General features: G+C 40.9%; 26 protein-coding genes and 1 pseudogene. 20 read left to right on the top strand and 7 right to left on the bottom strand.

Annotated elements, in window-relative coordinates:
• Positions 1 to 24: 24 nt before the first annotated feature.
• Genes MHI20_RS05935 through MHI20_RS05920 form a run of 4 tightly spaced genes read right to left on the bottom strand, consistent with a single transcriptional unit; the run spans position 25 to position 3067 of the window.
• The gene (locus MHI20_RS05935) at positions 25 to 738 is read right to left on the bottom strand and encodes an amino acid ABC transporter permease (RefSeq protein WP_008342619.1); all 714 of its coding nucleotides are present in this window, start codon (positions 736 to 738) and stop codon (positions 25 to 27) included.
• A 12-nt stretch (positions 739 to 750) separates the two neighbouring features.
• The gene (locus tag MHI20_RS05930; RefSeq protein WP_008342617.1) at positions 751 to 1449 is read right to left on the bottom strand and encodes an amino acid ABC transporter permease; all 699 of its coding nucleotides are present in this window, start codon (positions 1447 to 1449) and stop codon (positions 751 to 753) included.
• Positions 1446 to 2306, bottom strand: coding sequence for an amino acid ABC transporter substrate-binding protein (locus MHI20_RS05925; protein WP_340937158.1), 861 nt, complete (start codon positions 2304 to 2306; stop codon positions 1446 to 1448). The genes MHI20_RS05930 and MHI20_RS05925 overlap by 4 nt, the downstream gene beginning before the upstream one ends.
• Positions 2303 to 3067: an amino acid ABC transporter ATP-binding protein gene (locus MHI20_RS05920; RefSeq protein ID WP_024718348.1), complete on the bottom strand. Its 765-nt coding sequence runs from the start codon at positions 3065 to 3067 to the stop codon at positions 2303 to 2305. The genes MHI20_RS05925 and MHI20_RS05920 overlap by 4 nt, the downstream gene beginning before the upstream one ends.
• 144 nt (positions 3068 to 3211) lie before the next feature.
• On the opposite strand from MHI20_RS05920, the gene MHI20_RS05915 reads away from it, so the two are divergent.
• The 16 genes from MHI20_RS05915 (at position 3212) to MHI20_RS05840 (ending at position 14562) form a co-directional block, all read left to right on the top strand.
• Complete coding sequence (locus tag MHI20_RS05915) at positions 3212 to 4381, top strand: acyl-CoA dehydrogenase family protein (RefSeq protein WP_340937157.1); 1170 nt, start codon at positions 3212 to 3214, stop codon at positions 4379 to 4381.
• 115 nt (positions 4382 to 4496) lie between these two features.
• Positions 4497 to 5285: a BPU family class D beta-lactamase gene (gene blaBPU / locus MHI20_RS05910; RefSeq protein WP_340937156.1), complete on the top strand. Its 789-nt coding sequence runs from the start codon at positions 4497 to 4499 to the stop codon at positions 5283 to 5285.
• Between the two features lie 262 nt (positions 5286 to 5547).
• The gene (locus MHI20_RS05905) at positions 5548 to 6204 is read left to right on the top strand and encodes a hypothetical protein (protein WP_340937154.1); all 657 of its coding nucleotides are present in this window, start codon (positions 5548 to 5550) and stop codon (positions 6202 to 6204) included.
• Between the two features lie 385 nt (positions 6205 to 6589).
• Positions 6590 to 6823: a DNA-binding protein gene (locus MHI20_RS05900; protein WP_340937152.1), complete on the top strand. Its 234-nt coding sequence runs from the start codon at positions 6590 to 6592 to the stop codon at positions 6821 to 6823.
• A gap of 43 nt (positions 6824 to 6866) precedes the next feature.
• Entirely contained in the window at positions 6867 to 7481 is a 615-nt protein-coding gene (locus tag MHI20_RS05895) for a hypothetical protein (RefSeq protein WP_047946475.1), read from the top strand.
• A 71-nt stretch (positions 7482 to 7552) separates the two neighbouring features.
• Positions 7553 to 8170, top strand: a complete 618-nt coding sequence (locus tag MHI20_RS05890; protein ID WP_144667367.1) for a hypothetical protein — start codon at positions 7553 to 7555, stop codon at positions 8168 to 8170.
• Between the two features lies 1 nt (position 8171).
• Positions 8172 to 8525, top strand: coding sequence for a YxiG family protein (locus tag MHI20_RS05885; RefSeq protein ID WP_268413110.1), 354 nt, complete (start codon positions 8172 to 8174; stop codon positions 8523 to 8525).
• A gap of 107 nt (positions 8526 to 8632) precedes the next feature.
• Positions 8633 to 8980: a YxiJ family protein gene (locus MHI20_RS05880; protein WP_144667373.1), complete on the top strand. Its 348-nt coding sequence runs from the start codon at positions 8633 to 8635 to the stop codon at positions 8978 to 8980.
• 18 nt (positions 8981 to 8998) lie between these two features.
• On the top strand, positions 8999 to 9376 hold the full coding sequence (locus MHI20_RS05875) for a hypothetical protein (RefSeq protein ID WP_144667376.1): 378 nt from the start codon (positions 8999 to 9001) through the stop codon (positions 9374 to 9376).
• 53 nt (positions 9377 to 9429) lie between these two features.
• Positions 9430 to 10299: an alpha/beta hydrolase gene (locus MHI20_RS05870; protein WP_035390910.1), complete on the top strand. Its 870-nt coding sequence runs from the start codon at positions 9430 to 9432 to the stop codon at positions 10297 to 10299.
• Between the two features lie 71 nt (positions 10300 to 10370).
• Entirely contained in the window at positions 10371 to 10727 is a 357-nt protein-coding gene (locus MHI20_RS05865; protein WP_029708013.1) for a winged helix-turn-helix transcriptional regulator, read from the top strand.
• 197 nt (positions 10728 to 10924) lie between these two features.
• Positions 10925 to 11557 (top strand): 3-hexulose-6-phosphate synthase, encoded by a 633-nt coding sequence (gene hxlA / locus MHI20_RS05860; protein ID WP_045034095.1) that lies wholly within the window; start codon positions 10925 to 10927, stop codon positions 11555 to 11557.
• Positions 11554 to 12111: a 6-phospho-3-hexuloisomerase gene (hxlB, locus tag MHI20_RS05855; protein ID WP_041506847.1), complete on the top strand. Its 558-nt coding sequence runs from the start codon at positions 11554 to 11556 to the stop codon at positions 12109 to 12111. Before hxlA ends, hxlB begins: the two co-directional genes overlap by 4 nt.
• 148 nt (positions 12112 to 12259) lie before the next feature.
• Positions 12260 to 12985: a DsbA family oxidoreductase gene (locus MHI20_RS05850; protein WP_340937145.1), complete on the top strand. Its 726-nt coding sequence runs from the start codon at positions 12260 to 12262 to the stop codon at positions 12983 to 12985.
• 94 nt (positions 12986 to 13079) lie between these two features.
• A complete protein-coding gene (locus MHI20_RS05845) occupies positions 13080 to 13535 on the top strand; it encodes a MarR family winged helix-turn-helix transcriptional regulator (RefSeq protein WP_243173041.1) in 456 nt (151 codons plus the stop codon).
• 10 nt (positions 13536 to 13545) lie between these two features.
• Positions 13546 to 14562, top strand: a complete 1017-nt coding sequence (locus MHI20_RS05840; RefSeq protein ID WP_340939260.1) for a serine hydrolase domain-containing protein — start codon at positions 13546 to 13548, stop codon at positions 14560 to 14562.
• A gap of 5 nt (positions 14563 to 14567) precedes the next feature.
• Here MHI20_RS05840 and MHI20_RS05835 read toward each other — a convergent pair whose 3' ends face one another.
• The gene (locus MHI20_RS05835; RefSeq protein WP_039167175.1) at positions 14568 to 15680 is read right to left on the bottom strand and encodes a GntR family transcriptional regulator; all 1113 of its coding nucleotides are present in this window, start codon (positions 15678 to 15680) and stop codon (positions 14568 to 14570) included.
• A 272-nt stretch (positions 15681 to 15952) separates the two neighbouring features.
• On the opposite strand from MHI20_RS05835, the gene MHI20_RS05830 reads away from it, so the two are divergent.
• The 4 genes from MHI20_RS05830 (at position 15953) to MHI20_RS05815 (ending at position 21140) form a co-directional block, all read left to right on the top strand.
• Positions 15953 to 17578, top strand: coding sequence for a xylulokinase (locus MHI20_RS05830; protein WP_340937143.1), 1626 nt, complete (start codon positions 15953 to 15955; stop codon positions 17576 to 17578).
• Positions 17572 to 18276: an L-ribulose-5-phosphate 4-epimerase gene (locus tag MHI20_RS05825; protein ID WP_007501382.1), complete on the top strand. Its 705-nt coding sequence runs from the start codon at positions 17572 to 17574 to the stop codon at positions 18274 to 18276. The genes MHI20_RS05830 and MHI20_RS05825 overlap by 7 nt, the downstream gene beginning before the upstream one ends.
• A 17-nt stretch (positions 18277 to 18293) precedes the next feature.
• On the top strand, positions 18294 to 19715 hold the full coding sequence (gene araA, locus MHI20_RS05820) for an L-arabinose isomerase (protein ID WP_025207667.1): 1422 nt from the start codon (positions 18294 to 18296) through the stop codon (positions 19713 to 19715).
• An 84-nt stretch (positions 19716 to 19799) separates the two neighbouring features.
• The gene (locus tag MHI20_RS05815) at positions 19800 to 21140 is read left to right on the top strand and encodes a sugar porter family MFS transporter (protein ID WP_007501378.1); all 1341 of its coding nucleotides are present in this window, start codon (positions 19800 to 19802) and stop codon (positions 21138 to 21140) included.
• 36 nt (positions 21141 to 21176) lie between these two features.
• On the opposite strand, the gene MHI20_RS05810 is transcribed toward MHI20_RS05815, so the two are convergent.
• Both MHI20_RS05810 and MHI20_RS05805 read right to left on the bottom strand, forming a co-directional pair.
• The gene (locus MHI20_RS05810; RefSeq protein WP_224558471.1) at positions 21177 to 21398 is read right to left on the bottom strand and encodes a hypothetical protein; all 222 of its coding nucleotides are present in this window, start codon (positions 21396 to 21398) and stop codon (positions 21177 to 21179) included.
• Positions 21399 to 21425: 27 nt separating this feature from the next.
• Positions 21426 to 21752, bottom strand: a pseudogene (locus tag MHI20_RS05805) (hypothetical protein).
• Between the last annotated feature and the right edge of the window lie 58 nt (positions 21753 to 21810).

Raw genomic sequence — 21810 nt, 5'->3', positions numbered from 1 at the left:
AGGGTTTGTACCTGATCGGCTTTTTTAACGTCCAAGAGATTTTCCGTACACGCTGACTCGTTTCTCTAACAAAGCAAAAGCGAGTTCAAAGAAAATACTAAGCATCCAATAGATCAAAGCAGATACGAGATACGTTTCTAAAAACTTGTAGCCGTCATTTGCAATGATGCGAGAGATTCCCATGATTTCCAGTACACCAATTGTAAACGAAAGGGATGTGGCTTTTAACAGCTGAATGAGCTGATTCCCTAGGTTTGGCAGGGCAACCACAAACGCTTGCGGTAAAATAATGCGAATCATCGCCTGTCTGGTGGTCATGCCAACGATTTTCGCCGCTTCAAGCTGCCCTCTGTCTACCGCAAGGAGTGCGCTGCGGACCACTTCTGTTAAATGTGCGGCTGAATGCAGGCTGAAGGTGATAAGGGCAACGGTAAGCGGGGAGACCATATCCGGGTGAAAGGTCAACCCAAAAGTGCTATTCATTTTGGTCAGAACAAATGGAATGCCATAAAAGAAAGCAAACAACTGAACAATGAGAGGTGTTCCTCTAAAAAATGAGACATAGAGCGTGACCAGCTGGCGGAGCACAGGGATACGAAAGAGGCGAATGAAAGCAAAAACAGATCCAATCAAAAGGCTCACAGCCATAGAAACAAGTGCAATCAATAAGGTAAAGGGAACGCCTTTTAGAATATGTGGTATTTGGTCAATCGCAAATGATATATCAATGGTTTGCATCAAATCGCCTCCTTAGCGTGACAGGCTGGTGCGGCCTTTCACAAATTTTCTTTCCAGTAGCATCGTGATCAGTTCAATACTGATGCAAATCAGCCAATACACAATTGCAATGATGACGTACACTTCAAACATCCCTATCCCGTAGTTATTGCCTAGGATGATTTTGACCTGTCCCATCATATCAATGAGTCCGATTGTAAATGCAATGGCGGTATCTTTTACGAGATCAATGGTGTAATTTCCGAGGTTCGGAAGTGCAATGAGAAAGGCTTGCGGAATAATGATCCTCATTAATGCCTGCGTATCTGTCATCCCAACAATGTAAGCTGCTTCAAGCTGATCTTTCCCAACAGAGGAATATGCACTGCGAAAGACTTCAGATAAATAAGCGCCCGTATGTAACGAGAATGTGATCATCACAAATAACACACGATCCCAATGATTGATTTGAATTCCCGCCATGAGTAAAAGCTGAGGCAGGCCAAAATAAATCAGAAATAACTGAACAATGAGCGGCGTACTTCGTGTAAATGACAAATAAATGACCGCCAATTGTTTCAGCACTGGAATTTGTTTGATTCGAATGCAAGCAAACAGCAATCCGATGATGATGGCAAAAAACAATGACACCACAATCATCAGAAATGTGAGTGGCAGACGATCCACCACTTGTAAAAAGATTCTTAGCCAATCTCCAGCTGTAAACGTCATGGCGATTCCTTCCTTTCTTCATATTGATAGCCTTGCTCTGATATATAGTCAATATCTTGAAAGAAATCAACGCCAAACCATTTCTTCGCAAGGTTAGGTAATGTTCCGTCTTCTATCATCTCTTGTGTCACTCGGTCCAATTGTGATGCTAGTTTCTTTTGACTAGGCTGTAAGACAAGATAAATAGGTTCCTTTGAGACAATGCCGCCCACTTTGACTTTCAGGTGAAGATGTTTTTGAATCGTATCAAAGGTCGAAATATTCATAAAAGCCGCATCGGACCGTCCACTTTCGACTCGTTTTAAATTGAGTTCGTTTGAAGGACTTTCAATGGTCGTGAGCGGAATTTTCCGATCATTTTCTTCATTATATTGATTTAATATGGAACGAAGGCCGCCGCTAGGACTGACGGGAGCGAGCTTTTTTGATGTCATATCGTCTAGAGATTCAATATCTTGCTCTGATTCATTCACAATTAAACCTGTCATCGAATAGCCGTATGGAACCTTAGGATAAAGAAAGCGTTTTTCACGTTCAGGATTACTAAAAAACCAATTAGCCGCCATTTCAAATTTCCCAGCGCCGATCCCAATTAAATTGGATTCTTCCTCGCCAAAGATATAATCAAAATGAATGTGTGGCAAACGTTTCTCGACTTCATTTAAATAATCGATGTTATAGCCAATCGGCTCGTTGCGGTCATTTGTGGCTAAAAAAGGCGGATTGACTTCTGCGCTTAGTGCGACTTTGACAATTTGTCTGCCATCATCTGTTGTCGTTTTCACACTGCTGCAGCCAATGAGAGAGAGGAGAAACAGAAGGATACTAGCGGCAGTGAATAAAGTCTTGCGCTTCATCTGTCTTCCTCCAATCCTTGCCACATCCCGCGATGAATTCTTGATAAAAATTGTTTCGTCCGTTCATGCTGAGGCTTCATCAGGACGTCTTCTGGTGAGCCTTTTTCAACGATTTCCCCATCTGCCATAAAGATCACTGTATCCGCTACATCTTTTGCAAACGAGATTTCATGCGTCACAATGACCATCGTCATGCCTTGGCTCGCAATATCTTTCATCATTTCAAGGATTTCTCCGACCATCTCTGGGTCCAGTGCGGACGTTGGTTCATCAAACAAAAGCACCGCAGGATTCATGGCAAGAGCACGGGCAATCCCAATCCGCTGCTGTTGACCGCCGGATAATTCACTTGGAAACGCATCTTTTTTATGAAGCAGCCCAATTCGCGTTAACAATTGCTCTCCGATTTTTTCCGCCTCTTTTTTAGACATGTTTTGAGACACAATCAATCCTTCTGTGATGTTTTCAAGTGCTCGTTTATTTTGAAACAAGTGATAATGCTGAAACACCATAGACGATTGCTGTCTGAGTTTTAGAAGATCTTTTTTTCGATATTGTTCAAATTGAATCGTGGCTTCTCCAACTGTCAGCGTTCCTTTGTCTGGGATATCAAGGCTGTTTAAACTGCGGAGAAGGGTTGTTTTTCCTGATCCGCTCGGTCCAATAATGGCGACCACTTCACCTTCTTGTACGGTGAAATCAATTCCTTTTAACACATGAGTTGACCCATAGGATTTATGTAGATTAGTAGCAGAAATCATAAAAGCATCACGTTCCTTTGACATATGTACTTAATATTGATAAAATTTAACACATTAAATCCTATAAGTAAAGTGTGTTTTAATAATACCTATTGGATAAATCGGATATGATAGATTGAGAGAAACAGAGGAGTTGGATACGTTTTGTCTAAAGCATTATTTGTCGATACAGATTTTCAAAAAAATTGGCTAAATCAACTAGAATCCCTTCGTGAAACGATCGAACAATCTGCAAAAGAACATGATGAGGGTGCCTATTTTCCTAAACAGAATATCGAATCATTAGTAGAACTGGGCTATACAACGTTGTCTCTGCCTGTTGAGTACGGGGGCGGGGGTCAATCTGTAAAGGATATGGTCCTTTTTCAAGAAACACTAGGAAGTATGGATGGAGCAACTGCCTTATCGATCGGCTGGCACCAAGGAGTTGTTGGTGAAATTTATGAAAAGAAACTATGGAATGAGAAGCAGCTGCAATTTTTTGCTGAAGAAATCAAAAATGGGGCTCTTGTGAACCGGGCCGTCAGTGAGGCGCAGACAGGGAGTCCAACAAGAGGAGGCAAACCTGGAACAACTGCAACGAGATCAGGAGATCATTGGGTAATCAATGGCCGGAAAACATTCACAACGATGTCACCAGCGCTCACATACTTTCTCGTCGGTGTATGGATCGAAGAAAAAGAAGCGATGGGCTTCTTCTTAATTCACCGTGATACAAAAGGTGTTTCTATAGAAGAAACGTGGGATGTTGTTGGCATGAGAGGAACAGAGAGCCATGATTTAATTCTAGATCAAGTGGAAGTTCCAGATGACATGTTGGTTGAAGTGCAAAAAGGACCTCGGGGCGGTACGCTGAATCCTTGGATCGCACATATCCCTTCTTGTTATTTAGGGATTGCGCAAGCGGCAAGAGACTATGCTGTTCAGTATGCCATTACCCATTCACCGAACAGTATTAGCGGAACGATTAGCGAACTGCCAAATGTCCAAACACTGATTGGCGAAATTGATTTACTACTAAAGCAAGCACGCCATGTCATCTATTCAACGACAACATTGTATGAGCAGCCAGAGAAAAGAGAGCTGTTAATCAATGAATTCGGTGCTGTGAAGCATACAGTCGTTAATGATAGTCTGCAAGTGGTCGATAAAGCCATGCGTTTAGTCGGTGCAAAAAGCTTAAGCCTTAGCTGCCCGCTTCAACGTTACTATCGAGACATTCGTGCTGGCCTTCATAACCCACCAATGGACGATATGACGATTTCGAAAATTGCAAAGCAAGCGATTGAAGAGAAAAAATTGAACGTACAATAAACAGAAAGCCGGATAAAACCGGCTTTTTTTATTTAAAAAAAGGACGAGCGGCTCTTATTTCTGATCAGTCAGCATGCTACAATCGATTGCAATCATGAGCAAAGAGGGTGATTGTTTGCAAAAAAAGAAGATGAAATGGCTGATTGCTGGCGTGATGCTTGCAGTACTTTGTATGAGCAAGCCTGCATCAAGTAAAGGAACATCTCCAAAATGGTCCGTCGATGAATTCATAAAAGAGCGGGAAGGCACATTTGTGATTCAAGAAGTAAAAGAAAAATCACCATGGGTGTATAACAAAAAAAGAGCGAACAAGCGCTTTGCACCTCAATCAACGTTTAAAATAGCAAATGCCTTAATTGGACTTCAGACAGGTGCAGTTAAAGATGAATACGACATTAAATATTGGGACGGGGTAAAAAGAGAGATTGATAACTGGAATAAGGACCATACACTGGGCTCTGGCATGAGAGATTCAGTCGTCTGGTATTATCAAGCTATGGCACGTGACATCGGGGAAGAACGCATGGGCCATTGGATAAAAGCCATTCATTATGGGAATCAAGACATATCTGGCGGAATCGATCAATTTTGGCTAAGCAGTACGTTGCGCATTTCTCCAGTAGAACAAGTCCATTTCCTAAAACAGCTATATGAAGAAAGTCTCCCATTTGACCTATCGGTTATGAGAACCGTCAAACGAATGATGATACAAGAAGAAGAGAAACACACCACGCTATACGGAAAAACAGGCTCCGGATCAGGAATCGGCTGGTACGTAGGCTTCATCAAACATGAAAACAAAACCTACATCTTCACCACAAATATAGAAGGCACCGGACTAGAAGCAAAAGAAATCACCTATCGTATTTTGAAAAAATATCATTTGATTGAAGCATCCGTTTAGGATGCTTTTTTGTATGCGAAAAAGGGGATATATTGATAAGTTGATGATATATGGGTTAGTTTAAAAGTATGGTATATTTATAGAAAAATATTGAAATTGATTAGAAACCAAAAATCTCTTCTTAAGCAATTACATAGGAAGTACAAGAGTTGGAATGATGAACAAAATAAAATTGAATGTTTTGACCAAAGAATTTAACAAAGATATCGGAAAAGATACGACAAATAAGGTGATTAAAATCTCATTAGGAGGCTTATAAGAAGTGCATTTGAAAAATATACAATTAATGTCAGATGACGATCGTGGGAACTTAGCCAGCCAATCCCTTTGTATGACTGAAATGTTTTTATACGAATTAGAAAAGAAATTTCAAACGAAAGATTGTGAGGCTATTGTTTTGATATGTGGGTCTTTTAAAGACTACAAATTAATTAGTACTTTAAAAGATGAACCAGATATCTTATTTTTAAAAAATACGTACGAGCTGGAAGTACCCTTCCGTTACAGTGAATTTGAAAATGCAACAAATAAGAAAAAGATATTAGCAGATACTTTGGAAAAAGCGATACTCTATCTTTGTGAACTGAAGAATTGGGACAGTCAGCTAGTCAAAGCAACATTTAAGAAAATGAAAGAGAAGGAATATAAAGCGGAGATTAAAGGGAGAACAAAACTAAGTCCCGATAAAAAAAGAAAAGCTTACCCACTTATCGAATTAGATTTAAAACAGTTTACTCTTTATCTTGTAGTTGAAGACAATAAAAGAAATATCTTAGATAAAAAATTATTTGCTAAAACCGATACTTACTTAGAAGAAATTTCCTATCATATGAGAGAGCTTAAGTGGTTAACGGATCATGAAGTGGCACTTTTCAAACGTGCACATAAAACAGTTTATACAAGTATACGTTTATCGTGATAAAGCAAATTGAGAATAATATAAAGAACACAATATATAAAGAAAAGAGGGTATTCTAAATGGGTATGGAAAGTCATTACAAAAATAAATCAAGATTTTATAAAAGAAGAGGATCTTCAAAATCTGAAATTCGTGGAATACCGAGATGGAAATTATTACGTAAGCAAGGGGAAAGAAGGTCACAATGCACCTGTTATGGACTTAGAGGTTGCTGACCCAAAAACGGCTAAAATGATATTTAACCCGATTGGTATGCTTGGCGAATATACTATTATAAGTATTCTTTCATTATATTTTAAAGGTATGTCAATGGAGGATATTATTAAATATGAAATATAGGCAGTTTACAGCGTAAAATGAGTTTTAGAAAGGAATGGTGTAATAAATGGCTGAACCAAAAATGCTAGACTGTTTAAATAAAATACGAAATGTCTTAAAGGGGACGATCACAAGAGAACAAGTGTCTGATTGGGCTGAAATTTACGTTTCTGCAGACGATCCAGAAATAGACGATCAAGTTTGGGATATGCTGATTCTTTTAAGTGGAATTGATTTGAAAGATTCACCTAATTCTTACTTACACCCTGTAGATGATTTGAATGACTGGTTAGAAGAATGAAGAATTAAAAAACTATTAGTTCGACAAGAGTGGAGGTAGTTGTTTGAAACGGCTTGAAGACTTATTTATTCGTTCAGAAAAAGAATTCAAATTCTATCAGAATTTAGTAGACCATGTGTTTGAAACAAGTAAAGAGCTGCCACAACAAGTCTTTCGTAAGACATTTGATTGTTTTTTGTTTCAAGAGTTTGATTGGGCATTGAGTGATGATATTTTACCAACCATAAAAGAGTTATCAACTGTTACACAAGATAGAGAATTTTTGACTGCAGTCCTTCAACCAGATCCAACCGCATATTATTTGAAGGAATTTGGTTATTATCATTGGCTGAAAGCGAGTGTGAACATTTCAGGTGAGGATTATGTAAATGCACTATGGATGCACCCAAAAGGTTCCATAGCGGATAATATAATCACGAATTCGAATATAGTTGTCTGGTTATCTCATTCTTTGCAGTGGGCGATTTGGGCAGATAGAGATATGGAAATTTGTATCATAGGGATGGTATCAACAAAAGATTCTGCAAAAAATATGTTATTAGAAGAAGGATGGAAGCCACTGGATCACCCTGTTTTAGCAAAATGGCTACAACTATTATTAAAGGATCAAAAAACATTCGATGACTATTTCACTCAAATGCTTTCTAGTTATGCATAATGTTCCAAGCGGTGGAATTGAGAATCAATGACTGATAATAGCCTTACCCTAAGATATGAAAGGAGCATAAAGTGAAACATTTGTTTATATCCGATCCAAAAGAATTTGAACATGTTCTATCGTTTGTTCATTCGCTCATTCACAGTACGAAGACATTCCCTGACCAAGTGTTGAAAACGAAAACCCCTCATTATTTATTCGAAGAATTCCATTGGTTGTTATCAGATGATGGCTGGGAAATGTTAAAAGGTTTAGCTTTGAATCATCATGATGACTATATACTCATGGCTGTATTAGATGAGCAGAAGAGCATGGATGATTATTATCATGATTTTGGTTATTATCCTTGGGTGAAAGTACCGTTAAACCTCACACCAAGTGATTACCTCGATCTCTTAACGGATTATCCGATAGAGAGTGTAAATGATAGCTTGATGAATATTGCTTCACGCGTGATATGGGTTTCCCCTTCTGCGAAATGGATTATTTATGGCGAAAGAGGTTATGAGATAGGAGTTTTAGCGATTCATCAATTAGAACATATGAATAAACAATTGCTAAAAACGTGGAGAACTTTAGATGAGATTGTATTAGGCTGGATTTCAGTTGTATTTCCGAATCAAAAACTTCCTGATGATTTTAAAAAAGAACTGATTCGAAATTATACTAATTTTTGGGGGAGTGAATGAGATGTTTAGCAGTATTGAGAAATGGATCGATTATTTAGATGGTGTCTGTGAGGTACTGGCATTCTCATTTGATTTTTTTCGTAAAGAACTAGTCATAAACATTAGTATAAGTGAAATAAATGATGCTCGGTATCATGAATTGCGATTTATGAATGTGGCGAGTCTTTATTATAATGGGGGTGAAGGTAATGATAGATTTGAAGAATTGATACAAGAAGAGATGAATTGGCAAATTTTTGAATGTAGTTACCATCCTAATGGGATAGGGAACCTTAAAAATGTACTTCTTGAAGAATTTGATTCAAATGCAAATTTTCTATTTAACATCAATGGGATGTTACTCGCAATAGAATGATCGAAAAACGTATGTTTCGATTCACAAGAATTTATTTGCAGTGTATAGGAAGATCTCATTAGCGTCTAAATAAGAATTAAAAACAATGAGAGATTGGGGAAAAATCCATGAGAATCAGCCGTGATAAACAAGGTTTATTCGATGATTTAAAACAACGTTATCAATACTTATTAGATTCATCTTATCCAGATGAAATCGTCTCTTTTGAAGCAGAAACTGGTATATTTTCAGATGACTTTTATTTATTTTTTTCACTTGTTGCAGGTAGCCTAAGTTATGTGATCGATCATAAACGAATACCGAAAAAACAGTTAAACGTGCTACGTCAGTCATTTGAAGAGCAATATCCCCAAATCAAATCATATCAACAGATCCTTGAATCGTATCCTTTATTGCATTCCTATGTTCAATACCATGAAGAAACAAGAAAACGAATCATTGCACTTATACAATAACCTCTTGGAGGCCAAACAATGACATGGTTTTTAGATGAAAAAATCCAGAAACAAATCCCTGATTTCGATATCAAGCATCTAAAGCAAATCAATGAATTTCACTACTTTAAAGAGTATAATGAACATTACGACTTGATCAACTGTATTGTAATACACATCCCATATGATTCCCCGAATCTGCAAGCAGACATTCATCTGAAATTTACCAACGTCTCTTCTGTTCAAATCAAAGATTTGGAGTTAACAAACGATTCCTATCTTTTTTTGAACGTTCAACTTTTGGATAGAGGCTGGGAATATTTGAATTACTTTGTCGAAGATTATGAAGAACAGTATTTCTCTTTTTACTGTCAAACAGTTCAAGTCATACAAGTCGTATCAAATGAATCGGGCTAGTCGCTCTACATATGTGCGAATCATACTTCCCCATCCCAACACAGAAAGGTGCAATGACATTGAATCGAATCATGAAATGGCTCTTATTTGCGGCGGTCATCGCTGGATTATTGGTATGCGCATTCTTTGTGTTCCGTTTCAACCAGCCTAAGCCGACGACGAACATCCATTATGCAGACACACAAAATAAACAGCAAACACTGGATATATATATGCCAAAGGGAAAAGATGAAGACAAAAAGAAGAAGCATCCAGTCATGATCTATCTCCATGGCGGCGGCTGGACAGGCGGCGATAAGAATAGAGTCGCTTCAAAGGCTGATTATTTTACGGGTCAAGGGTATGTGTTTGTTTCAATGAATTACAGGCTTCACCCTGATGCCAACTTCGAGCAGATGGCAGATGATACGGCAAGCGCTATTAAATGGGTGAAGGATCATGCAGATGAATATCAAATCGATTCGTCAAAAATCAATGTCATGGGTCACTCAGCGGGTGGTCATTTGACAGCATTGGTTGCTACAGATTCGACTTACTTAAAACGTGTGGGGCTGTCGCCAAAAACGATCAATTCTATCGTGATTTTAGATGGACCGTTAAACATCAATCAATTTATACAAGCCATTCCATCGTACAAAAAAGTCTTTGGCAAACAAGAGGAAAACTGGACAAAGGCATCACCGGTCACTTATATGAATCAAACGAATGTACCGCCTGTTTATTTGGTCACAGGCTGGGAAAATCCTGAAGTGTACCGATTTGCAGAAAAACTGAATCATGAGAAAGGCTCTCGGTTTGTGTTTCGGGTTCATTCGCTGAGCCACAGTGATTTAAATAAATGGTTTGGATCTGACAGAGCGCCAAAAGAAGCGCAAGAGATGACAAAGGCTGTGATGGCTTTCGTCAAAAAACAAAATCAATAACAAAGACTGTATGCTAGGGCAATCCATTTTGCCGAAGTATATGATAAAGTGGTTTGAAATTAAAGGAGTGTATGTTGTTGTCATCACGTATGGAAAATAAAGTGTTCAATTGCGAAAAAGAGCTGACGCTGAATATTATCGGCGGGAAGTGGAAAATGTTGATCTTATGGCACCTTGGCAGAGAAGGGACAAAACGGTTTGGTGAGTTAAAGTCGTTAATGCCTGGAATTACGCAAAGAATGCTTGTCAATCAGCTAAGAGAATTAGAGGAAGATCACATTGTGCACCGAGAGGTTTATCCTGTCGTTCCGCCAAAGGTTGAGTATTCTCTCACGGAACTCGGAGAAAGCTTAATGCCGATTTTAGAGGCGATGTATGATTGGGGCAAACAATATCTCGACAGCAATTTCTTAAAAGATGATAAATAGAAATACCTACATGAGATACTGGTCGAAAGACAGTATCTTTTTTGTGCCCATATGCGAAAAAGTATAGTATGTAAAAAAAAAGTGCGTACTAGGATTGCGCCATTCCTGTTGTTATACTCGTTTCATGCAAGAAAGATTCAAGATGCATCATCCGCGGAGCTCTTGAAGATGACATGATGAAACAGGAGTGAATGTAGATGAAATTACAATTAGCGTTAGATTTAGTGAATATACCAGAAGCGATCGAGCTGATCAAAGAAGTAGAAGCGTCTATTGATGTGGTGGAAATTGGGACACCTGTTGTGATCAACGAAGGACTTCGTGCTGTAAAAGAAGTTAAACAGGCATTTCCGAATTTACGTGTGCTGGCGGATCTCAAAATTATGGATGCTGCCGGTTATGAAGTGCAGCAGGCATCCGAGGCTGGAGCGGATATTGTGACCATTCTTGCGGCAGCGGAAGATATGTCTATCCAAGGAGCGGTGAAAGAAGCAAAAGCAAGAGGGAAACAAATTTTAGTCGATATGATTGGTATCAAAGATATCGCCGGCCGCGCGAAAGAGCTTGATGAGCTTGGGGTAGATTATATTTGTGTGCACACAGGTTATGACCTGCAAGCGGTTGGTCAAAACTCATTTGATGACCTCATGACCATTAAACAAGTGGTCAAACAGGCAAAAACAGCGATTGCAGGCGGTATTAAGCTTGATACGTTACCTGAAGTCGTCAAATTAAATCCAGATTTGATTATTGTCGGCGGCGGCATTGCGAGCCAAGACAATAAAGCAGAAGTGGCTGCGCAAATGAAGCAGTTGATTGCACAATCATGAAAACAAGTGACTATGTGAGAGCGATTCTAAGCGAGCTTTCTGAGCACTCGCCCGCGATTCAAGACGAACAAGCAGAGCAGCTTGTCAAAAGCATTTTAGCGGCTCGAAAGGTCTTCGTCGCAGGGGCTGGCAGGTCTGGTTTGATGGGGAAATCGTTTGCGATGAGACTCACGCATATTGGTGTCGAAGCTTATGTGATCGGTGAAACGAATACGCCTGCTTTTACATCTGAGGATTTATTGATTGTAGGGAGCGGTTCTGGCCGAACAGAGACGCTGCTTGTGCTCGCGAAAAAGGCAAGGGCGATTGGTGGAAGCGTGGCGTCGTTCACGCTTTCAGCTGAGTCACCTATAGCTGATCTATCGGATGAAGTCATCTTACTGTCAGGTGCGCCAAAGGATCAACATGAAGGAAACCATCATACGATTCAGCCGATGGGCTCATTATTTGAGCAAACTTTGCTTCTTATGTATGATGCGGTCATCTTGAGATTGATGGAAATGAAAGAGCTTGACACCCATAAAATGTACGGTCACCATGCGAACTTAGAATAGCCGTGATGAAAACCTTTCCTTTTTTGAAGGAAAGGTTTTTTTAATACATGGTACTTAAAAAGAAGGATCACTTGACATAAACGATAAGATGTAACTATAATAGTTACATCTTGAAAGAAAAAACGTAAGCAACGGAAGGAAGATGAAGATGAAAGTGCAAATTTGGTCAGATATCGCCTGTCCTTTTTGTTATATAGGAAAAAAACAGTTGGAAACAGCGCTTGAGCAATTCCCTCATAAAGAACAGGTAGAAGTAGAGTTTAAAAGCTTTGAGCTTGATCCGAATGCACCTGTTGCAGTGGATTATGATGTGCATGATATGCTTGTCAAAAAATATGGCATGAGCCGTAGCCGGGCCATCGCGATGAATGAACAGGTGAAACAGGCGGGCAAGGAGAAAGGAATCGATTTTCAATTCGATCCACTCGTTTTGACAAACACCTTTGATGCCCACCAGCTCGCACAATATGCTGGAAAAATGGGAAAAGGCGATCTCGTCATGGGAGAGCTGTTTCAAGCGTATTTTACAGATGGAAAGCATGTTGGTGATCGTCAAATCCTTTTAGATATCGCAGAAAAAGCAGGCCTTGATCAGAACGAAGTACAAAAGGTTCTAGACGGGCAAGAATTTGCAGACGATGTACGAGAAGACGAAAAAGAAGCAAGACAGCTCGGGATTTCTGCTGTGCCTTTTTTCTTGATCAATGATCAATATTCGGTTGCTGGTGCACAGCCAGCAGATACGTTCCTTCGTGCACTAGAAACGGCTTGGACAGAAGAGGCAGCACAAACAGAGAAAGCGGCTGATGCTTCATTTGAAGAAGCATGTGCAGATGGCGTATGTGCAGTACCTTCACCTAAAGAAGAAGTATAATCGGCATTTTCCCTATCTTTGATAAAAGATAGGGATTTTTGTTGATTAATAATTAACATACCTTTATACTTAAGTTATCTTAATTATGAAGGTGATGACAGTGACATCCAAAACAACGATGATCCAAGAATTAAACCAAATCGAAGCGCGCATCCATCAAAAGCTCCGATTGGAGTTTGAAGAGTTATTTGTAGATGAGTTAACTGATAAGCAGCACATTGTCCTGGATTTCATAGAGCGAAAAGGGGGGAGCTCACCTATTCAAATTGCTCAGCAACTAGGCATCACCCAAAGTGCTGTGAGCCAGTTGTTAAACACGCTTGAAAAAAAAGAATGGGTTCGCCGCAGCATCAACCCGCAAAATCGTCGGGAATTGCACGTTGAACTTTCTGAAAAGGCAAAGACGTACTTGGAGAATATGAGAAAGATAGAACTTGCGATCATTGAAAAATACTATTCAAAATTAAGCCTCGAAGAGATCAACACATTGACATCCATTTATACAAAGCTTGATCAATTGATTGTAGATCAAAATGAAGGGGAAGGATGATGATCCATTGATGATGCTCAAACAAGAAGTACAGCGAATTGCCTCTTCTTATACGGAGAAAAAGAAACAGGCACTGCTCGTGATCGGCCTGATTCATCAAGGAGAAAGACACGTTTTTCATTTCGGAGATCACCCCATACAGCAGCGCGTGCAGCCTGAGGAGGTCATTTTTGAAATCGGCTCTATTTCAAAAGTCTTTACGACAAGTATATTGGCAAGCATGATTCAAAAAGGGCAGATGAAGCTAGACGATTCCATTTCACTGTATTGTCCCGAAATAAGAAAGAATCACCCCATCCAATTGGAACAGCTGGCAACCCATACGTCTGGACTTCCTTCACATCGTTTTCTCAGAGATTTACAACTAAGGTTCCTTCCAAAAGTGAGAAGAGATATGTACTGTCAATACTCCCTTGATGAATTAATGAAACTGTTACACTCGAAAAAATGGAATGAGCGAAAAGAATACCCATCTCGTTACTCCAATGTAGGGATGGGACTCCTCGGGTTGATCATGGGATGGTCTCTTCACAAAACATATGAAGAGCTGCTGACTGAATATATCGTGGATGAGCTGAAACTATCGAACACCTTTATTACGATCAAGGAGGACGTCAAAGAGAAGATGATCCTCGGTCATCAAGAGAATGGAAAAGAGGTTCCTCCGCTTCAGATGCATGACTATCAAGGGGCTGGTGCGATTCGTTCGACGATCACGGATTTGCTTTCATTTCTCTCTGCGCATATGAGTGCAGACGTCGCTTCTCCATGGAAAATGACCCACGAGCCAAAGGTGAAGATAGGGAAAAACATGTCAATGGGACTCGGGTGGGTCATAGATGATACGGGATTGATTTGCCATAATGGTGCAACTTCTGGTTTCTCCAGCTTCATGGGCTTCCGCCCGCATTCAAAAACGGGAGTGGTCGTCTTGTCTAACTATCGCAATTGTATGACGCAAGATTCTCCTGACCGAATTGCCTATGACGTGATGAATATGCTTGAACAAGAGCCTAAAGCCAAATGAGCCTCCTATGAAGAGGGCTCATTTTTTCTTGCGTTCAGCGCTTTAATCGTTTCACCAGGAACGAGTTCAGGCTCATAAAATGTTTGATCAGGGAGATTCTTTTTCCCTTGTACTTTTTTAATCATCCAGTCTGCCGCATCTCGTCCCATTTGCTCTTGAGGGTGTGTCAGCGTTGTCAGTTTCACATGGGCATTTTTTTGGGCAATATACGAGTTATCCTGTCCAATAATGGAAAGATCATCTGGAATAGATAAACCCATTTCACTACATACATTTGCTACTTCTAACCCGACTTCATCGTTATAGCAAACAAGGGCGGTCAGCTCATGCTGGTGCGCTTGTAAAAAGGTTTTGATATGATCCCCCAAATACTGCTTCGATTCTGTATCGAAAAAAAGGACATGCTCTGGCAGGAAATTGAGCTTGGCTTCACCAAGTGCCTGAATATAGCCCTTCATTCGATATTTCCCTTGTAAATCATCTGTTTTTGAAATCAGTCCAATGTGCTGATGTCCAGAGGTGATCAGCTCCTTTGTCGCTAAATAGCTGGACTTCACATCATCCAAACAAAGGAAGGGAACCTCTAACTGCTCATAGTAGGCATTGATCATAATAAGCGGGACATCCTGCTCTTTAAAGGATAGGTAGTACGAAATGTTTGGATTATATAAATTGCTTTTTGTCGGTTCGACAATTAATCCGTCCACACCAAAGGACAGCATCATTTCAAGCGCTTTTTTCTCCTGCTCCACATCGTTATTTGTACTCGCCAGTAACAAAGAATAGTTCTCTTCATTTAATCGGCTTTCGATGCCCCGAATGATCGACGGGAAAATGTAATCGGATATGTATGTGGTGATGACGCCAATCGTTTTCATATGAGCATGTCCAGCAGGTTTTGTTTGATATTGATTGGTGACAAATGTGCCCGAGCCTTTTTCGCTTCGTAAAAAACCTTCACTTGATAATTCTAAGATGGCTTTTCGCACCGTATGCCGGCTTACTTGATACATCTCTTGTAAGCTTGATTCGGTTGGAATACGCTCCCCGATCCGGTAATCCCCTGTCAGTATTTTGCTTTTTATATCATCCATAATGATCTGGTACTTCTTTTTCATCGTTTCACTTCTTTCACAGTTGATCCTCTACTCGGATTGAGAAGAACTTGTATGGACATATTTTAACATGGTTGCTTAATCAAAAACAGGCGCTTGCAGTGTCTACCGTCTAATCCTTAGAGAATATGAAAGTTTTTGTCTGATTATGTATGCACAACTATATTTATTATTGACATATGTACGTACAAATATTATATTGTTTTTGTGCACAGGTAAAGATGGATCAAACGAAATAGATATTTGAAACCGCTATCATCATGGGGGTGAACAAAATGAATCGTGAAGAGACGGCCAAAGCCATTAGAGAAGGCAGGACATCTTTGGGCATTGAATTTGGTTCGACACGAATTAAAGCCATTTTAATAGATGAAGAGTTTCAGCCAATTGCGCAAGGTGCATTTGAATGGGAAAGTTCTCTTCAAGAAGGAATATGGACGTACAACTTAATTGAGATCATTACAGGTCTTCAAGTGGCGTACCGTCAGATGAAAGAACAGGCTGCACAATTGTATGGGGTGACGATTCAAACCATTGGCTCCATCGGGATATCTGCGATGATGCATGGCTACGTCGCCTGTCATCATACAGGAGAGCTCCTCGTCCCGTTTCGAACGTGGCGGAATGGAACAACGACCGAGGCGAGTCAAAAGCTAACAGATGTATTCCAATTTCATATTCCGGAAAGATGGAGTATCGCTCACTTATACCAAGCGATACTAGGAGAGGAAAAACATCTGTCCCGGTTAGAGTATGTGACCACTTTGTCCGGCTACATTCACTGGCTGTTAACAGGGAAGCAGGCCATCGGAATTGGCGATGCGTCGGGAATGTTCCCCATTGATGAAAAAACGAAGGATTACAACGAAGTGATGCTTCATCAATTTGAAGCATTGATTGCAGAAAAAGACTACCCGTGGAAGCTTCGTCATCTTTTGCCGCGCATCTATTTAGCAGGCGAAGAAGCTGGTGTGTTAACAGCAGCTGGAGCATCGATTTTAGACCAAGGCAAACAGTTGCAGCCAGGTATCCCTTTTTGCCCGCCAGAGGGTGATGCAGGAACAGGGATGGTCGCAACAAACAGTGTGGAAAAGAGAACTGGGAATATTTCAGTTGGGACATCTGTATTTGCCATGATTGTGTTAGAGCAACATCTAAAAGGTGTGTACCCAGAAGTGGACCTTGTCACGACACCAGATGGCCTGCCAGTCGCGATGGTTCATGCCAACAATTGTACAAGTGACCTCAACGCTTGGATGAATCTATTCAGAGAAGCGTTTGAAGCAATGGGTCAGCCAGTTGAAACAGAAAGATTGTACGAAACCCTATTAAATCAAGCTTTAGAAGCAGATCATGATGGGGGCGGGCTTTTAAGCTATGGCTATTATTCTGGTGAAAATATTACGAGACTAAAAGAAGGAAGACCCCTTTTTGTTAGATCTCCTCAAAGCCGGTTTACCCTTGCTAATTTCATTCGGACACATCTCTTCTCTGCATTTGGCGCAATGAAAATCGGGATGGATCGGTTAAAAGCACATGAACAAGTCAAGATTGATCGCTTACTAGGACATGGCGGTTTATTTAAAACACCGATAGTTGGGCAAAAAATGGTCGCTGCTGCACTCGGGACACCTGTATCCGTCGTATCAACGGCGGGAGAAGGCGGTGCGTTTGGGATGGCGGTCCTTGCTTCATATATGATCAATCACCAGCAGCAAACACTGAGCCATTTTCTCAAGCATCAAGTATTTGCCCATACATTAGAAGAGCTTATTGATCCTGATCCACTGGATGTTAAAGGTTTTGAGGAATTTATAAAGCGCTATCAAGAAGGACTCCCGATAGAAAAAGCGGCAGTAGAACATCTCACGTCACAGAAAGGAGCGGCACCTGTATGTTAGAGCGGTTAAAAGAAGAAGTGTTTCAAGCGAATCTAGATCTACCAAAGTACGGACTTGTGAAATTTACATGGGGCAATGTCAGTGCGTGCGATCGTGACAGTGGACTGTTTGTCATTAAGCCAAGCGGCATAGCGTATGACAAATTATCAGCAAAAGACATGGTCGTGGTCGATTTTGACGGTCAAGTGGTCGAGGGAGAATTCAATCCTTCTTCCGATACTGCCACACATGCTGTTCTTTACAAACACTTTGAGGAAATTGGCGGCATTTCACATAGCCATTCAATGTGGGCAACGGTATGGGCGCAAGCTGGACTTGATTTACCAGCAATGGGCACAACACATGCAGATACATTTTACGGACCTGTTCCGTGCGCTCGATTTCTCACAGAAGAAGAGGTGAATCGCGGGTATGAGGTGGAAACAGGACACTTGATCATTGAAACGTTTGAGAAAAGACAGATAGATGTCATGGCGGTTCCTGGTATTTTGCTACAAGGTCATGGTCCCTTTACGTGGGGAAAAGATGCAAAAAGTGCGGTAACGAACAGTGTCATTTTAGACGAAGTAGCGAAAATGAACCTGTTTGCAAAGCAATTGAACGAATATGCGGAGCCTCTTCCGCAGGTGATTTTAGATAAACATTATTTAAGAAAACATGGAACGCATGCGTATTACGGACAAAAACCTTCAAGATAAAGAAAAGAGGAATTTCTATGTTAACAAGTCAGAAGAAAGAATGTTGGTTTGTCGTCGGGTCACAGCACTTATATGGGGACGAGGCACTGAAGCAAGTGAAGGCAGATGCGCAAAAGATAACAGATGCCTTAAATGAGAGCGGTTTGCTGCCTTATCCAATTATTCTGCAGGAACTGGCGGTCAGTGCGGATCAAATCACAGAGCTGATGAAAGAGGTCAACTATCGTGATGAGGTCATCGGTGTGATGACTTGGATGCATACGTTTTCTCCAGCAAAAATGTGGATACGTGGTACGTCTCTTTTGCAAAAGCCTCTTTTGCATCTCGTCACGCAATACTATGAAAACATTCCGTGGGACACGATTGATATGGACTATATGAATCTCCATCAATCGGCACATGGAGACAGAGAGTATGGCTATATCAATGCACGTTTAAATAAGCAAAACCAAATCGTTGCAGGTCATTGGTCGAAGCAGGAGGTGAAGCAGCAAATCGCTGATTGGATGGACGTTGCGGCTGCCTATCATGAGAGCTTCCACATTAAAGTGGCTCGGTTTGGTGACAATATGCGCCACGTTGCGGTGACAGAAGGAGATAAAATTGAAGCGCAGATCCAGCTGGGATGGACCGTTGATTACTTTGGAATTGGCGATCTTGTGAACTATGTAAATGCTGTGGAAGAAGCAGAAGTTGATGCTCTGTTTGCTGAGTACTTAACGTTATATGACGTGGATTATGGGAGCTATTCGGCAGAAGAATGGGAACAAAGTGTGAAAGTACAGGCACGATATGAAATTGCCATCAAACGTTTTTTAGATGAAGGCGGCTACAATGCCTTTACGACAAACTTTGAAGATTTACATGGCATGAAGCAGCTTCCGGGTTTAGCCGTTCAGCGCCTCATGGCAAAGGGGTATGGCTTTGCAGGTGAAGGGGATTGGAAAACCGCCGCACTGGATCGTTTATTAAAGGTGATGAGCCATCATCAATCGACTGGTTTTATGGAAGATTACACATATGAAATGACTGCTGGTCAGGAAGCAGTGCTGCAATCTCATATGCTAGAAGTAGATCCAGCGCTTGCACATACAAAACCTGTCATTGTCGTGTCTCCGCTAGGCATTGGAAACCGGGAAGACCCAGCACGTCTTGTGTTTGATGGAAAAGCAGGCGAGGGCGTTGTTGTCTCCATTGCTGACTTTGGAACACATTTCAAATGGCTGATTCAAGAAGTGGAAGCCTTTGAGCCGCAGGAAGCAGCACCTCAATTACCGGTAGCACGAGTCCTCTGGAAAATCAAACCGAACTTTCAAGATGGCATCAAAGCATGGATTAAGCACGGCGGAGGTCATCATACAGTCGTATCTCTCAATTTAACGGTTGATCAAATTGTTCATTTTGCAAAGCTTGTGAATGCAGAATATGTGGTTTTATAAAGAAGGGTGAAATGCATTCTACTGTGAACGGTAGAATGGCAGGGAGAAATGAAAGCGGTTTATTAAGTGAGGGGGGTCATCCACTTGGAGAAAAAAGTATCAAGTAAATTTATCTTCTTTTTCGGGTCCTTTGCAGGTATCTTATTTGGATATGATATTGGTATTATCGCAGGGGCAGAAGGGCACATTCAGGAAGAATTTCAGCTCAGCCCGTTATGGCTTGGCATCGTCGTTTCTTCATTAATGGGCGGGGCGATCATTGGTTCCATTTTAAGCGGTCTGATGGGGGATAAGTTTGGCCGCAGAAAGCTCATTTTGGTGTCATCGATTATCTTTTTTGTCGGTGCGCTTGGCTCAGCCATTGCACCAGAAGAAATCTCATTAACCATTGCCCGGATTTTCTTAGGAACAGCTGTAGGGACAGCCTCATCGCTCGTGCCTGCTTACATGTCTGAAATCGCTCCGGCCAAAATTCGCGGGAAATTGTCCGGCCTGAATCAGCTGATGATTGTGAGTGGATTATTGCTTAGCTATATCGTCGCATTTGTGTTTGAACCAATTCCAGACAGCTGGCGCTGGATGCTGGGAAGTGCTGCTTTATTTGCGATCGTGCTTTATATTGGCATGCTGAAACTTCCTGAATCTCCAAGATATTTAATTAAACACGGAATGGCTCATAAGGCACGTGAAGTATTAGGATCACTTCGTTCATCACGTGAAGAGATTGAAGCAGAAATGCAAGAAATTTTAGAAGTGGCAAAAGAAGAACGCTCAGGCATTCGTGAATTATTTCAAAAGAAATTCCGAATGGCTCTCTTTATTGGGGTCGGAATGGCGACACTCCAGCAAATACAGGGGGCGAACTCCATTGTGTATTATGCAACGAGTATCGCAAGAAATGTAGGTCTTGCTCCGCAAGTTGCCGCAGGTTTTACCGTCATTGTTGGTGTCATATTTGTTGTGACGACCGTGATCTTTTTACAATTCGTCGACCGGTTCGACCGCCGAACGATTCTCACAGTTGGGGGAACGGGGATGGCCCTGTCTTTCTTTGCACCAGCGGCATTAGGTGCGCTCGGAGTGAGTGAAGGCATATTAAACTGGGTCACATTGATTTCACTTTGCTGCTTTATTTTGTGCTATGCCTTCTCATGGGCACCGATCACATGGATTATCATTGGTGAAATTTTCCCACTTTCTGTTAGGGGTATTGGAGCGGGCATTTCATCTGCCTTTAACTGGACGGGATCATTAGCAGTTGGCCTTGTGTTCCCAATCTTGGCTGACCAATTCAGCTTTGGCGTCATTTTCTCTTCATTTGGGGTCATCTGCTTAATTGGCCTGTTGTTCACTCGCTTTGTATTAGTTGAAACAAAAGGAAGAAGCTTAGAACAAATCGAAACCGATATGGCTGCACGTGTCTAAAGGAAACCATCTATCCACACAGGATAGATGGCTTTTTTAATCAAGTATTTGTTTCAGTTCATCTGGCAGTAAATCCATTAATTGATCAGATGAGGATACGTCCAGTACTTCAAGAAGCGCATAATATTTCGCATAAATTTCACTCAGCTGATCAGGATGATTTGCTTCATATCGATTCAAATGCAATTGCGTCAGTTCAAGTGCAATGTCCAGTTTGTTTCGTTCGATGGTTTGTGTTGTGTTGATCAAATCGTTCACCTCTAATTTTAAAGTTATTGAAAAATGTTATGGTGCAGTTCCGCAGCTGACCTTATTATTCATGGTCTTCTATCTTTTTTGAATAACAGACGGAAGGTGTCATTCCTGTCTCGCTTTTCCAAGCCTGCCAATACACATCATACAGCTGACCATATTGAGGGTCTACATCGTCCTTTTTTTGCAAAATAGCAAAATAGCAAAATAGCTTTGGTAAGGGTAGCCTTCTTGATAAATGGCATGCCGTATCGCTCCTCTTTCAGTCGCATTTGTAAAAACCATAGGCGACAGCAAGGGAAGGGTGATAACTACGACGAGCAGGATGAAAAATGAAAAAAGTTTATGTCTTGTCGTCATCAATGAATGTCCTTTCCTTCACAAGAGATCATTTGTATAATATGTTAAAATTGTCCTG

It is taken from the genome of Bacillus sp. FSL K6-1106 (genome assembly GCF_038005245.1).
Classification (GTDB): domain Bacteria; phylum Bacillota; class Bacilli; order Bacillales; family Bacillaceae; genus Bacillus; species Bacillus altitudinis.
Note: the sequence above shows the minus strand (reverse complement) of the source record. Positions and strands in the feature narration are given on the sequence as shown.

What these genes read in the sequence shown, in the direction of transcription:
- MHI20_RS05935 (WP_008342619.1), bottom strand. Translation starts at nt 738, where the DNA reads ATGCAAACCATTGATATATCATTTGCGATTGACCAAATACCACATATT.
- MHI20_RS05930 (WP_008342617.1), bottom strand. Translation starts at nt 1,449, where the DNA reads ATGACGTTTACAGCTGGAGATTGGCTAAGAATCTTTTTACAAGTGGTG.
- MHI20_RS05925 (WP_340937158.1), bottom strand. Translation starts at nt 2,306, where the DNA reads ATGAAGCGCAAGACTTTATTCACTGCCGCTAGTATCCTTCTGTTTCTC.
- MHI20_RS05920 (WP_024718348.1), bottom strand. Translation starts at nt 3,067, where the DNA reads ATGATTTCTGCTACTAATCTACATAAATCCTATGGGTCAACTCATGTG.
- MHI20_RS05900 (WP_340937152.1), top strand. Translation starts at nt 6,590, where the DNA reads ATGGCTGAACCAAAAATGCTAGACTGTTTAAATAAAATACGAAATGTC.
- MHI20_RS05885 (WP_268413110.1), top strand. Translation starts at nt 8,172, where the DNA reads ATGTTTAGCAGTATTGAGAAATGGATCGATTATTTAGATGGTGTCTGT.
- MHI20_RS05880 (WP_144667373.1), top strand. Translation starts at nt 8,633, where the DNA reads ATGAGAATCAGCCGTGATAAACAAGGTTTATTCGATGATTTAAAACAA.
- MHI20_RS05875 (WP_144667376.1), top strand. Translation starts at nt 8,999, where the DNA reads ATGACATGGTTTTTAGATGAAAAAATCCAGAAACAAATCCCTGATTTC.
- MHI20_RS05870 (WP_035390910.1), top strand. Translation starts at nt 9,430, where the DNA reads ATGACATTGAATCGAATCATGAAATGGCTCTTATTTGCGGCGGTCATC.
- MHI20_RS05865 (WP_029708013.1), top strand. Translation starts at nt 10,371, where the DNA reads ATGTTGTTGTCATCACGTATGGAAAATAAAGTGTTCAATTGCGAAAAA.
- hxlA (WP_045034095.1), top strand. Translation starts at nt 10,925, where the DNA reads ATGAAATTACAATTAGCGTTAGATTTAGTGAATATACCAGAAGCGATC.
- hxlB (WP_041506847.1), top strand. Translation starts at nt 11,554, where the DNA reads ATGAAAACAAGTGACTATGTGAGAGCGATTCTAAGCGAGCTTTCTGAG.
- MHI20_RS05850 (WP_340937145.1), top strand. Translation starts at nt 12,260, where the DNA reads ATGAAAGTGCAAATTTGGTCAGATATCGCCTGTCCTTTTTGTTATATA.
- MHI20_RS05845 (WP_243173041.1), top strand. Translation starts at nt 13,080, where the DNA reads ATGACAGTGACATCCAAAACAACGATGATCCAAGAATTAAACCAAATC.
- MHI20_RS05840 (WP_340939260.1), top strand. Translation starts at nt 13,546, where the DNA reads ATGATGCTCAAACAAGAAGTACAGCGAATTGCCTCTTCTTATACGGAG.
- MHI20_RS05835 (WP_039167175.1), bottom strand. Translation starts at nt 15,680, where the DNA reads ATGAAAAAGAAGTACCAGATCATTATGGATGATATAAAAAGCAAAATA.
- MHI20_RS05830 (WP_340937143.1), top strand. Translation starts at nt 15,953, where the DNA reads ATGAATCGTGAAGAGACGGCCAAAGCCATTAGAGAAGGCAGGACATCT.
- MHI20_RS05825 (WP_007501382.1), top strand. Translation starts at nt 17,572, where the DNA reads ATGTTAGAGCGGTTAAAAGAAGAAGTGTTTCAAGCGAATCTAGATCTA.
- araA (WP_025207667.1), top strand. Translation starts at nt 18,294, where the DNA reads ATGTTAACAAGTCAGAAGAAAGAATGTTGGTTTGTCGTCGGGTCACAG.